Source organism: Streptomyces fuscigenes (genome assembly GCF_021556455.1).
Taxonomy (GTDB): Bacteria; Actinomycetota; Actinomycetes; order Streptomycetales; family Streptomycetaceae; genus Streptomyces; species Streptomyces fuscigenes.
Genome location: NZ_JAKGCV010000140.1, coordinates 1 through 12,638 on the forward strand (window position 1 = coordinate 1; position 12,638 = coordinate 12,638).

10 protein-coding genes are annotated in these 12,638 nt (G+C 71.8%); 4 read left to right on the top strand and 6 right to left on the bottom strand.

The genetic code is table 11. The features are described from left to right. The coding region (locus L1885_RS13930; protein WP_235797407.1) for a PIG-L deacetylase family protein at positions 1-753 on the top strand (753 nt) is incomplete at its 5' end. 136 nt (positions 754-889) lie between these two features. Further along, positions 890-1,606, top strand: a complete 717-nt coding sequence (locus L1885_RS13935; protein WP_235797408.1) for a glycosyltransferase family 2 protein — start codon at positions 890-892, stop codon at positions 1,604-1,606. Positions 1,607-1,794: 188 nt separating this feature from the next. On the opposite strand, the gene L1885_RS13940 is transcribed toward L1885_RS13935, so the two are convergent. The 3 genes from L1885_RS13940 to L1885_RS13950 form a co-directional block, all read right to left on the bottom strand. Then, positions 1,795-2,940, bottom strand: a complete 1,146-nt coding sequence (locus L1885_RS13940) for an ABC transporter ATP-binding protein (RefSeq protein ID WP_235797409.1) — start codon at positions 2,938-2,940, stop codon at positions 1,795-1,797. A 19-nt stretch (positions 2,941-2,959) separates the two neighbouring features. Then, positions 2,960-4,744 (bottom strand): ABC transporter permease, encoded by a 1,785-nt coding sequence (locus L1885_RS13945; protein ID WP_235797410.1) that lies wholly within the window; start codon positions 4,742-4,744, stop codon positions 2,960-2,962. Positions 4,745-5,070: 326 nt separating this feature from the next. Next, on the bottom strand, positions 5,071-6,147 hold the full coding sequence (locus L1885_RS13950) for an ABC transporter substrate-binding protein (RefSeq protein WP_235797411.1): 1,077 nt from the start codon (positions 6,145-6,147) through the stop codon (positions 5,071-5,073). Positions 6,148-6,666: 519 nt separating this feature from the next. Between L1885_RS13950 and L1885_RS13955 the strand changes: the two genes are divergently transcribed. Beyond that, positions 6,667-7,449, top strand: coding sequence for a FadR/GntR family transcriptional regulator (locus L1885_RS13955; protein ID WP_235797412.1), 783 nt, complete (start codon positions 6,667-6,669; stop codon positions 7,447-7,449). Between the two features lie 90 nt (positions 7,450-7,539). Here the strand turns inward: L1885_RS13955 and L1885_RS13960 are convergent, their stop codons facing one another. The 3 genes from L1885_RS13960 to L1885_RS13970 all read right to left on the bottom strand — a co-directional run bounded on the left by L1885_RS13960 (position 7,540) and on the right by L1885_RS13970 (position 10,885). Continuing rightward, the gene (locus L1885_RS13960; RefSeq protein ID WP_235797413.1) at positions 7,540-8,838 is read right to left on the bottom strand and encodes an MFS transporter; all 1,299 of its coding nucleotides are present in this window, start codon (positions 8,836-8,838) and stop codon (positions 7,540-7,542) included. Between the two features lie 259 nt (positions 8,839-9,097). After that, positions 9,098-9,799 (bottom strand): class I SAM-dependent methyltransferase, encoded by a 702-nt coding sequence (locus L1885_RS13965; protein ID WP_235797414.1) that lies wholly within the window; start codon positions 9,797-9,799, stop codon positions 9,098-9,100. A gap of 69 nt (positions 9,800-9,868) precedes the next feature. After that, positions 9,869-10,885 carry a cupin domain-containing protein gene (locus L1885_RS13970; RefSeq protein ID WP_235797415.1) on the bottom strand — a complete coding sequence of 339 codons (1,017 nt, stop codon included), beginning with the start codon at positions 10,883-10,885 and terminating at the stop codon, positions 9,869-9,871. Positions 10,886-11,238: 353 nt separating this feature from the next. Here L1885_RS13970 and L1885_RS13975 point away from each other — a divergent pair, with 353 nt between their 5' ends. Then, positions 11,239-12,519: an NAD(P)/FAD-dependent oxidoreductase gene (locus L1885_RS13975; protein ID WP_235797416.1), complete on the top strand. Its 1,281-nt coding sequence runs from the start codon at positions 11,239-11,241 to the stop codon at positions 12,517-12,519. The last annotated feature ends 119 nt before the right edge of the window (positions 12,520-12,638 follow it).

Consider the following 12,638-nt stretch of genomic DNA (forward strand, 5'->3'; position numbering starts at 1 on the left):
GCCGCCTACGCCGACGACGCCGCGGGCACGCCCGAGTCCCGGTGGGCCGGGTGGGACGGGCTCGGCGCCCTGCCCGTCGCCCTCCTGCCGCCGGGACCGGTGCTCGTGGTCGCCGCCCATCCCGACGACGAGGTACTGGGCTTCGGCGGGACGCTGGCGGCGCTCGCCGCCGCGGGGACGCCGCTGCACCTGCTGTCGGTCACCGACGGGGAGGCCTCGCACCCGCGCGCGGCGCGTTCCACCCGTCCGGCCGTCCACCGCCTGGCGGAACTGCGCCGGGCCGAGCTGGCGGGCGCCCTCGGGGAGCTTGGTCTCGGGCGGGCGCGGACGACGCGGCTGGCCGTCCCGGACCGGGCCGTCGACCGGCACGAGGACCGGGTCGCCGACGCCGTCGCGCGGTTGCTGCGCGAGACCGGCGCCCGGCTGTGCGTCGCACCCTGGAACGGCGACCTGCACGGCGACCACGAGGCGGCGGGCCGGGCGGCCTCCTCCGCGTGTGCCGCGGCGGGGGTGCCGGTGTGGTCCTATCCGGTGTGGATGTGGCACTGGTCCTTCCCGGGCGATCCCCGGGTGCCGTGGAGCACGGCGGCGCGGCTGCCGCTGGACGAGTCCGCCGCCGCGGCGAAGCGCCGCGCCGTCCGGCGCTTCGCCACGCAGACCGAGCCGCCCGCCGGGGCCACCGAGGAGGAGGCCATCCTGCCGCCCGGCGAACTCGCGCACCACATGCGCGACTTCGAGGTGGTCTTCCGATGAGCACGCCCGCGTGCCCGGGCGGGCCGGACGCCGCCCCACGCCCGCTGCCCCGGCCGGACAGCGCCCCCCTGCGGTGCCCGGCCCGCTCGCGTCCCGTGCTCCGCGCGACCGCGGGCGCCGTCGCCCGGGAGGCGGTGTGAGCGGCTTCCCGACGGCCTGCGCGGTGATCGTGCCCGCACACGACGAGGCCGCCACGCTGTCCGCGACGCTGCACTCCGTGCGTGCCGCGGCGCGCCACCCGGAGGCTGCGGCTGTCCCGGTGCTGAGCGTGGTCGTCGCCGACGCCTGCACGGACGGGACGGTGGCGGTCGCCGAGGCCGCGGGGGCGCTCGTGGTGCGGGAGTCGTTCCACAACGTGGGCAGGGCCCGGGCGAGCGGGGCGCAGGCCGCGCTGCGCCGGCTCGCCGCGTACGGGGACGGCCTCTGGCTCGCGACCACCGACGCGGACACGGTGGTCCCGCCGCGCTGGCTGGCCCACCAGTTGCGCCACGCGCGCCAGGGCTGGGAGTGCGTGGTGGGCACGGTGCGCCTGGCGCCGCATCCGCTGCTCAGCGCGACCACGGCCGCGCGGCACGACGCGCACTACTTCGCCCAGCGCCCGCCGGGTCCCGGCGCCTGGCACCATCCGCATGTGCACGGCGCCAACCTCGGAGTGGCGGCGGGCCCCTACCGGGCAGCGGGCGGTTTCCCGCCGCTGGCGCACAGCGAGGACCGGGCGCTGGTCGGGGCGCTGGAGCGGGCGGGCCGGCGGATCCTGCGGACCGACGCGTGCCCCGTCCTGACGTCGGGCCGGGTCGACTCGCGTGCTCCGCACGGGTTCGGGGCCTTCCTGACGTCGCTCGCGCACACCTGACCGCGCCCGCGCCGGTTCACCCGCACCGCGCCCCGCGCACGTCCCGGCCGTTCACCGGCCCCGCACGTCGCGTACGTTCACCGGCCCCGCACGCCCGGGGAGCGGCCGGCGCACACCCGGGAGGCGTACCGGTGCACCGGTACGCCTCCCGGCGCGTATGCCCTCGGCCCGTCCCGGGGCTGGTGCGCTCAGCCCGCCGTGGCCGTCCCGGCGAGCGGCGGCGTCCCGGCGTTCGCCGCGGGGGTGCCTACCGGGATGGCGATGGCGGTCTCCTGGTCGGGCGAGACGAAGACGGGGTCGCCGTGCGACAGGCCCACCTTCTCCTTGTAGATGCGCGAGCGCAGCAGGGTGTCGCCGACGCGCACGTGGTAGTCCCAGCAGTCGCCGTGGTAGATGCTGAACTCCACGGTGCCCTTCCAGCCCAGGCCGGTCGTGTCCTTGCGGGACAGCGAGAGGCTCTCGGGCCGGATGAACACGTTGACCTGGTGGCCCTCCACGAGGTCGCCCGCCGCCACGCAGCGCAGCGTGCCGTGGGGCAGTGTGATGTCGACCAGGTCGTCGCTGCACGCGGTGACCGTGCCCGGCATGCTGTTGGAGATGCCCATGAAGCGGGCGGTGAACTCGCTGCGGGGGCGGGCGTAGATCTGCTGCGCGGGGCCGCGCTCCACGATCTGCCCGTACTCCATCAGGATGACCTCGTCCGAGACGGCGAGCGCCTCGTCCTGGTCGTGGGTGACGAACACCGTGGTGATGCCGAGCCGCTGCTGCACCGCGCGGATCTCGTCGCGGACCCGGTCGCGCAGGCCCTTGTCGAGGTTGGACAGCGGCTCGTCGAGCAGCAGCACCTCGGGCTCCCGGGTCAGTGCGCGGGCCAGCGAGATGCGCTGCTGCTGGCCGCCGGAGAGGGCGGGCGCCGGCCGGTCGGCGAGGTCGGCGAGGCCGACCAGGTCGAGCGCCTCCATGGCCTTGGCGCGCGCCTCGGGCACGGGCAGCTTCTTCTGCCCGGAGCGCAGCGGGAACATGACGTTCTGGATGGCGGTCATGTGCGGCCACACGGCGTACGACTGGAACACCACGCCGATGGGCCGCTGGTGCACGCCGACGTACACGTTGTCGTCGGACGAGTAGACGACCTTGCCGCCGATGCGGATCTCGCCCGCGTCCGGCCGCTCCAGGCCGGCGATGAGGCGCAGGGTCGTCGTCTTGCCGCAGCCGCTGGGGCCGAGCAGGGTGACCAGTTGCCCCTCCGGCACGGTCAGGTCGATGTTGTCGACGGCGTTGCGGGTGACCGCCTTGCCGTCGAACCGCTTGATCAGTCCGCGTATTTCGATCACGAGACTCTCCTTCGAGCGCTCAGTGGCGGTTCCGGTTCAGCCCGGTCTTCCTGGTGACGAGGCTGACGAGGCCGACGATGACGGCCAGGAAGACGACGATGAAGACACCGAGGGCGGCCACGATGGGGTAGCTGCCGTTGGCCCACTCGGTGTAGATGGTCACCGACACCACCTGGGTGTCCTCGGTGTAGAGGAAGATGGCCGCCGAGATCTCGCGGAACGCGACGATGACCGTGTAGAGGAAGGCGGCCAGCAGCGAGGGCGCGAGCAGCGGCACGTAGATGCGCCGGAAGGTGCGCAGCCAGGAGGCGCCGCTGACCGCCGCGGCCTCCTCCAGCTCGTCCTTGATCTGTGCGATGCCCGGCACGATGTAGCGCATGCCGTACGGCAGGCCGATCGTGACGAACGCGATGACCAGGATGGCCAGCGTGCCGTACAGGTGGAACGGCAGCGGCGCCGTCAGGTACCAGTACAGGATGCCGACGCCCATGACGACGCTGGGCACGGCGATCGGCACGGTCGCGAGGCCGTCCAGGATGCCCCGGCCGCGCGCCTTGGTCTTGACGGTGATGTAGGCGACGAGCGAGCTCAGCACGGTGACGACGGCACCCGCGAGGACGGCCGTGATCAGGCTGTTCGTAACCGACTTGGTGAGGGCGGGGGTGTGCAGGACCGCGCTGTAGTTCGACAGGGTGAGCCGGTGCAGCGCGGCGATCGACGGCGGCTCGTAGCCGGGCAGCAGCGACGACCACACCAGCATCAGCAGGGGCAGCGCGACGGCCACGACGAAGAACACGACGAAGGCGGCGAGTCCGAGCCACTTCCAGCGGCCGAGGTCGATGGACGTGGGACGGAAGCCCTTGCCGGTGATGGTCTGGGCCTCGGCGCCCGAGCCGCCGAGCTTCCTGGAGAAGTACAGCCCGACGCTCGCCACGACGAGGATGAAGATGCCGATCACACCGACGGTGCCGTAGTCGGTGGGGAACTGCTGGAGCGCGTTGTAGATGCGGCTGACGAACACGAACTTGTGCCCGGGGACGCCGATGAGCTGCGGGACCTCGAAGGTGGAGATGGTCTGCACGAACATCAGCAGTGCCGCCGACATCACGGCGGGCCGGATCAGCCGGGCCGTGATGGTGCGGAAGACCCGCCACGGCGGGGCGCCGGAGCTGAGGGCGGCCTCCTCGAGGGAGGAGTCCATGTTGCCGAACGCCGCCGTGCCCATCAGGAACGCCACCGGTGTGACGTGCATGGACTGGACGAGGACCATGCCGGCGAGGGAGTAGATGTCGAAGGCCGGCAGGTGCAGGTCGCGCAGCAGCACGTTGAGCGCGCCCGTGCGCGGTGCGAACAGCAGGGCCCAGGCGACGGTGTTGAGGATGCCGGGGATGATCAGTGGCACCAGTGCGGCGATCTGCGCGAAGAACTTCGCCGGGGTGTTGGTGCGGGAGACGAGGTACGCGAGGCCGAAGCCGACGACCGTGCAGACGGCGGCGGTCGCGGCGGCGTACGCGAAGGAGTTGCCGACCAGCACCCAGAAGTCGGAGGTGCCGAGGGTCTCCCCGTAGTGGCGCAGGGTCCAGGTGGTCTTGTCCGCGGAGAGGAAGGACCCCTGGAGGCTTGCGACGACCATCGTGCCCGCGGGGACGACGGCCAGGTAGGCGACCACGAGTGCGACGACGGCGAGCAGGATGTTCCGCGGGTTGCGGAACCAGACCAGGATGCGGGACGTGGCGGTGCCGGCGGGGCGGGAGGCACCGCGGGTCGGAGGTGGCGCGGGGCGCGACCGACTGATGAGGCTCATTGCTTGGCCGTCCTCGTAAGTGGGAAGGGCGATGGCCCGGAGGCGGGAGGGGCTCGCGTCCGGGGTGGGGTCAGGAGCGCACGGAGGGGGGCGTGGGCACGTGAACAAGGAACCGATGAGCAGGTGAACAGTGTGAGCATCGAGGAAGGGGCGGATGGTGCGGGATCACGGCGTCGGCCGGGGTGCGGTGCGCGGCCTCGGCCCGGGCCGGGGAAGCGCGGTGCGCGGCGCGGTCGCACCGGCGAGGTCCCCGGTGCCGCTCCCGCGGAGTGCGCGGGTCGGCCGCGCGGGGCCGTACGCGGGCTCCGGACGGGCGGCCGGAGTGGTCAGATGGCGTGCAGCGCCTTCTCGTACTCCTGGAGCAGGATGTCGTACTTGTCGGGCTCGATGACCGGGGTGGACCAGGCCGGGGTCCACTTCTTCTCGTTCCACACGGCGGGGTCGTCGTGCTTCAGGTCGCTCAGTGACACGTGGTTCGTGATGGAGACGACCTGCTTCTGCCCCTCGTTCGACATGATCCAGTCGATGAAGAGCTTCGCGGCGGCCGGGTGCGGTGCCTTCTTCGCGAGTTCTTCCAGTACCGCGGCGGAGGGCAGTGGGTCCGGGTTGGAGAAGGCGAGGCGCGCCGGGGTCTTCTTCTGCAGTGCCGCGGCCTTGTAGCCGTAGGCGTTGGCGACGGCGGCCGGCTCGCCGCCCTGCACCTCGGTCAGCGACTGGGTGTGGCTCTCGACGAGCCGGGGCTCGTTGTCGCCGAGCCGCTTGACGAGGTCGAGCGCCTTGTCGTGCCCGAGAGCCGAGATGAGTCCCTCGTACCAGTTGATGGCCTTGGGGTCGATGGAGAACTTGCCCTTCCACGCAGGCTTGGTGAGGTCCTCCAGTTCGGTGGGGACCGGGAGGTGCTGCGACTTGACCGCCTGGGGGTTGTAGGCGATGGCGCTGGTGTTGATGTAGACGACGTTGCGGTAGCCGTCCGGGAGGTTCTGCAACTGCTTGGGCAGGGGCGGGATCTCCGGCACGCGGTAGGGGGCGAGCGTGCCGACCTTGATCAGTTGGTAGACGGGCTCGGAGTCCGCGGAGATGACGTCGGCGTTGAACTTGCCGCCGCGCTGCTCGGTGACGAGGCGGGAGGGCAGTTTGTCGGCGCTCAGGCGCAGCGCCTCGACCTTCACCCCCGGATAGGTCTTCTGGAACGCTTTGATCATGTCGTCGACGTCGTCGTCCGCGAACGTCGTGTACCAGAGCAGCTTCCCCTCCTTCTGCGCCTGCGCGAGGAGTTGGTCGGGCTGCTGTGCGGGGGCGACCTCGGTGACGGCGCCGCCGCCGGCGGCCGTGCCGCAGGCCGTCAGGGCGCCGGCCAGCAGCAGTGCGCCCGAGGTCCGCAGCGGGGAACGGAGTGTTGTCATCACGGCTCGTGGTGCGTGCGGTGCGCGTCGGCTGTGCAGATTCAGTAGGCCACGCATTGCCGCCACCTCCAGTCGAGGGCCCCGTGGAACCCGACCGGTGGGTGTCTTTCGTGGGGCCTCGCCGAAAAACAAGTGACATTCTGGGCTGACGGTATGACCATTGCAATAGTCGTGCGGGGTTTTCTTGCGAGATGCGCAAGCGTGTCCGGCCCGCCACGACAAAGGAGTCCCGGCCCGGAACGCGCGCTTCAGCGCCCTTGGAACGGAACCGAGTTGGGCCGTGGGACACTGAGGGCCCCCGGCCGTGGAAGAATCGCCGGTCCCGCCCGGCGGCGGCCGGCGGACTGCCTGCCCGCCGAGGGGCAACCGGGCACCGTCCGGCCCGGACCGCGAGCGGGGCAACCGAGGGGAGCGACCGGGGCGCGGCCCGCCGCGCCGGGATCGGGGGCTACGGTGGACGGCTCAGACCACAGGGATCATTGGTCATACCCTAATCCGGTAGACTAGGACGGTCAATACATGACGAAAGGACTCCCCATGCCGGCGCGCCGAGCGAGTGCGAAGGACGACGGCCGCCAGGCCGGCCTCCTCACTCCCGTGAACGACCGCCGCATCTCCGCGTTGATCGTGGACCAGGTGCGGACCCTCATCCACGAGGGCAAGCTCAGTTCCGGGGACCGCCTGCCGCCCGAGCGGGAGATGTGCGAGCGGTTCGGCGTCAGCCGGGTCACCGTACGGGAGGCCCTGCGCGTGCTGGAGGCCAGCGGCCTCGTGGAGATCCGCGTGGGGGCGCACGGCGGCGCCTTCGTCACCAAGCCGACCAGCGACCGCGTCGGCGCGAGCATCGTGGACCTGCTGACCCTCTCCTCCGTCACGGCCACGGAGGTGACGGCGGTGCGCATGGTGCTGGAGGTCGGCATCATCCCGCTGCTGTGCGAGAGCGTGGACGACGAGGACATCGCCGAGCTGAACGCCATCTGCGACCGCCAGGAGGCGGCCCTCGACAGCGGCGACTACCACGTCTCGCTGTCCGCCGAGTTCCACACCCGGCTGGCCGCCGCGACGCACAACACCGCGTTCGAGATGCTGATCCAGTCCTTCCACGGCCCGCTGCTGATGTCGCTCGCCAAGGCCAAGAGCACGGCACCGGAGATGGGCCGGCGCGGCCTGGAGGAGCACCGCGCCATCGTGGAGGCCGTGCGCACCGGCGACGTGGCCACCGGCGAACGGATCATGCGGGAACACCTCTCGCGCACCGCGGACCGCCTCTGCCTCGACGAGGAACCCGCCAGGAAGGCCTGAGCCCCGCACGTACCGGCGCCGCACGGGCACGGTCCCCGCGGGGACCGTGCCCGTGCGGCCGAGGGTCACCGCCCCCGGGCGCCGGCAACGTTAGTACCCCTGCGGGCGCAGCACGAGGCAGCAGCCGAGCGAGATCAGCACCGACACGAAGAGCACGCCGAAGCCGGCGGTGTAGGAACCGGTCGCCGTGAGCAGGGTGCCCATGAGCGCGGGCAGCGCGGCCCCGACCAGATTCGTCAGGGACGAGAACACACTGCTGGAGTACTCCGTCTTCTGTGTCGGCATGAGGCTGTGCAGCAGAGACCAGTTGGTCACCACGCACCAGGCGTTGCCCGCGAGGCCCAGGAAGATGAAGAAGCTGTCCACGCCCGCGTTGCTGAACAGGGCCGTGCCCGCGATGCCGATGCCCTCGACCGCGAAACCCCAGGCTGCCCAGCCCGCCCGTTTGACCTTGCGGTCGGAGGCCCGGCCGACCAGCACCATCACCACGATGGACAGCACGTTGGCCACGGTCAGCACGATGCCGATGTTGCCGAGTGTCACGTGGCGGGCCTGCTGGAGGTACAGCGGCACCCAGGTGACCAGGCCGTAGAAGGGCGCGTTGGTGCCGATGTACATCAGCATGGTGAGCCAGTAGCGGTAGTTGCGAAACGGCGACTCGGGCCCGAGCTTGGGCACGGTGGTCGTGTTCTCGAACCGGTCCGCCTCGATGTGCTGGACCTCTTCCGCGCTGACGCCCTCGGCGTTCTCGGGCCGGTCCTGGAGCAATATCAGGACGACCAGGAAGGCGAACACGGCGGCCACGACGGCCTGCGTGAGGAAGGTGACCCGCCACCCCGTGCCACTGATCATGACCGTGGTCAGGGAGCTGCCCAGCGCGGAGCCGACGAAGATGCCCGACAGCCAGGAGGCGTTGGCCCGGGCCCGCTCCTGCATCGGGAACCAGCGGGCGGTCAGCGTGTGCGCCACCGGGTAGAAGCAGGCCTCGCCGACGGCGAGCAGGATGCGCGTTCCGTACAGCTCGTTCAGGCTGTTGACGAACGGCGGCAGCGCCAGGGCCAGCACCCAGATCGCGGTGCCGATGAGCATCGACGTGCGCGGTCCGAGCCGCTTGAGGACGAATCCCCAGCCGAACAGCGCGACGCCGTAGGCGTAGAGGAAGAGGCTGGTCAGCCAGCCGACGGAGCCCGGATGCTTGTCGAGGCCGAACTGGTGGCTGAAGGCGTGGTCGGTGACGATCACACCGATCGACGACTTGCTCAGCTGCGCCACCGAGAAGGCGATCAGCAGGGGCAGGCTGACGTGGAGCCATCGTTGGACGTGCCGGCCGCGCAGCGCGGCCGTGCGGCGGGAGGCGGGTGCGGCCCTCAGGTCTGTCTCGGGTGTCACGTGCTTGCGTCCTTGCATGTACGTACGGGTGAGCACGCGGCCCTGCGGTACCGGGCGCGCGTGCTCGGGGGTCGCGCGGTGGGGAGGGTGTGCCGGGCCGGTGCGTCCTGCGGTCCGGGGGTCCCGCGGCGGTGTGTCCGCCGGTCCGGCGGGCCCCCGCGGTGGTGTGTCCGGCCGGCGCGGTGGGCCGGCGTGTGCGCCGCCCGGCGGGCGGCGGGGGCCCGGGCGTCGCGCGGGTGGCGCGCGACGCCGGGCGCGGTCAGATGCCTCGGGCCTGCGGCCGTCGGCCGACGAACAGGCAGGTGTAGAACGCCTTCCAGGCGACGTCCACCTCTGTCAGTCCCGCGGCACGATACCCGTCGAGGTGGTCGTCCACACCGGTGAGCGGGTAGTTGTGGTGGTGCTTCGGGGCGGGCTTGCGCGGCGCCCAGTGCTTCTTGCGCACCGAGCGGTAGCGCCGGTCCCAGACGTCCTCGGGACCGATGTGGTCGAGGTTGACCAGCCAGCCGTCCGGTGCGAGCAGCCCCGCCGCCTCCTGGTAGAAGGCGTGCAGCGCGGCCCGGTCGAGGTGGTGGCTGGCGCGCGAACTCACGATGACGTCCGCGCCCTCGGGGATACCGGCGGCCCGCAGGTCCTGCATGTCGCCGGACGCGAAGGTGACCCGGTCGCCGAAGCCGGCCAGGTCCTTGCGCGCCTGCTGGAGCATGGTGCCGGAGACGTCCGACCACACGCCCCTGGCGTTCGGGAACGCCGTGAGCAGGACGGCGAGGAACTTCCCCGCGCCGCTCGCGACGTCCACGACGAGCGCGGGCTCCGGCTTCTCCTCGGCCACCAGCTGCGCCGCGATCGTGCGGGGCAGCGCGAGCAGGTCGCGCGCCCCGTCCGGGTCGCCGCCCAGCCACGCCGTGGCGAAGGCGGGGTCGGACCACACCTGGGCCGCCGTGGGCTCCTCTTGCAGCATCTCGTCTCCTCGTCGGCTCTGCGCGGGACGCCGCCGCCCCGCCTCATCCGGAAAGCGGACGGGACCGCGTCAGGAACGCGCTCCGCCGGGACCGTCGTACTCCGGGGCGTTCTCCAGGAAGACGGTGTTGTGGTAGCCGAGCTCCTTGAACAGGCGGTTCTGCGCCGAGATCATCTTCAGCGGGGTGCCGTTGGCCGCGAAGTGCTGGGCGATGGTGTTGTGCGGTACGTACACCGTGTCGCCCTCCTTGAAGTCGTGGCGCGTGGGCTCGTTGGCGATGCGCGCGTAGTACTTCTCGGCGATCTCGGCCTGGACCTCCCAGTGCAGGCTGTACCCGGAGCCCTGCTGGACGTAGAGGACCTCGTCCGCCATGGTCCAGCGCTTGCCGGAACGGCTGCCCGCCGGGACCTCGAGGACGAACGAGTCGACGCTGAAGGTCCGCACGTCGTCGCCGGGCTGGGACATGACGCGCACCTTGCCGAGCGGCGTGGACTCCCAGGGGGTGTCGGCCGACTTCACGACCTTGCGCTTCTTCTCGACGTCGGGCGTCCACAGCTGCGACCAGTCGACGCGCTCACCGAACTTCTCGGGGTCGTCAATGGGACCGCTGCGGCCCTGCTGGATCAGGCCGAGGTACATCCACTCCGACTTGGCCTTGAAGATGATGCACTTCGCGGTCTCGTCGTACGGGTTGAAGTGGCGGTGCACCGAGTCGGTGTGGACGATCACGAGGTCGTCCTTCTCCCACTCGTAGCGCTGGTCGTCGTGGATCTCGTAGCCGGCGCCCTCGAGGATGTAGAAGGCCGCCTCGTTCTGGTGCCCGTGGCCGTGGTTCGAGGAGTGCGGCGGCAGCTCCACGAAGTGGACCTGGAGGCTCTGGGTCAGGAAGGGGTCGTCGCCCGGACCGATCCTCCACCAGGTACGGGACTTCTCCGAGTCGCCGGAGTGCCCGACCTTCGCGTCGTCCACGACGATCGAGTCGTCGCGCACGCGGGGGGCGTCCAGCTGGCTGCGGCGGAACTCCTTGAGACCGTAGGTCTCCGACGTGATCCCCCGGAGGAAGACCCGCCCCTTCTTCTCGCTCATACACTTCTCCTCGTGATGTCGGACCGGGGCGCCACGGCGCCCGCCGGTCCGTGCGGCGGTCTTGTCCCCGGCACCTGCCGGGGAGAGACGGATCCGGACGCGCAGGCTTCAAAGCCTTGCTACAGCGGGGAAATGCTGGATCCGTCCGGCCGGAGACCGCTGGCTCGGCCGTGATCGATTCGGGCATTCAGCCTGACTTCATTGGCCTAACCTTTATATCAACGGGCCAGAGAGCGAGTCAACGATCCGACGGGGCGGGCAGGCACTCACAGGTACGGCGGCGGCGCCGCCTTCCCCTATAGGTTCAATGGTATTACATTAAGAACATCGCGAACGACTGAGAGGGGTTACCGATGCCACGCAAGGACGGCGACGGCCGTGCGACGAGCGCGGGCACGCTGATCGTCGGCGCCAGCCAGGCCGGCCTCCAACTCGCCGTGTCCCTGCGGCAGCTGGGGGACACCGAGCCGATCGTGCTCGTCGGCGAGGAGCCGCACGCGCCCTACCAGCGGCCCCCGCTCTCCAAGGAGTTCCTCTCGGGTGCGGCCGAACTGGACTCCCTGGCCTTCCGGGCGCCCTCCTTCTACCCGGACAACGGCATCGAGCTGGTCTCCGGCGAGCGGATCACGACGCTGCGGCCCGGCCTGGCCGTGACGGCCTCCGGCCGCGAACTGCCCTACGGGCGGCTCGCGCTGACGACCGGCGCCGGGCCCCGGCGGCTGCGCGTCCCGGGCGCCGAGCTGGCCGGAGTGTGCTACCTGCGCGACCACGACGACGCCGCGGGCCTGCGGGGCGAACTCGCCTCCGCCTCGCGTGTCGTGGTCGTCGGCGGCGGCTTCATCGGCCTGGAGGCGGCCTCCGTCGCCCGCGCCGCGGGCCTCGCGGTCACCGTGGTCGAGGCGGCCGACAGGCTGCTGGGCCGGGCCGTGGCACCCCTGGTGTCCGAGTTCTACGCGCGGGCACACCGGCGCCGGGGCGTGCGCGTGCTGCTGTCGACCGGTGTGACCGCCTTCGAGCCGTCGGCCGACGGCAGCCGGGTCAGCGGTGTGGTCCTCGCGGACGGCACGGTGGTCCCCGCCGACCTCGTGCTGGTCGGGGTCGGCGCGGTGCCGCGGACGGAACTGGCCGAGCAACTGGGGCTGGAGTGCCGGGGCGGCATCGTCGTGGACGCCTCGGCGCGCACGAGCGACCCCTCGGTGGTGGCCGCGGGCGACTGCACGGTGCAGCCGCACCCGCTGACCGGCGAGGGCCTGGTGCGCATCGAGTCCGTGCAGAACGCGGTGGCGCAGGCGGGGACCGCCGCGGCGACACTGCTCGGACGGCCCGCCCCGGCGAAGGCGGTTCCGTGGTTCTGGTCCTACCAGGGCGACCTGCGACTGCAGATCGCCGGACTGTCGACGGGACACGACGCGACGGTCGTGCGCGGGGTGCCCGACGACGAGCACTTCTCGGTCCTCTACTACCGGGACGGCCGGCTCGTCGCGGTGGACGCGGTCAACCGCCCCGCCGACTACATGGCGGTGCGCAAGGCCCTGACGCAGGGGGCGACCGTCCCGGCCGGAGCCGCCGCCGACGCGGACGTCCCGCTCAAGTCCCTGATCACCGAGGCGAGGAGCGCGGCGCCCGCCGCGTGAGCGGCCACGGTGCCCGGCGGCCCGGTGCGGCGCGGCACGCGAGGAGGGGCGGACCGCCGTGGCGGTCCGCCCCTCCTCTCGCGTCGTCCGCCGCGCGCCGTGCCGTCCGCGTGGGTCCC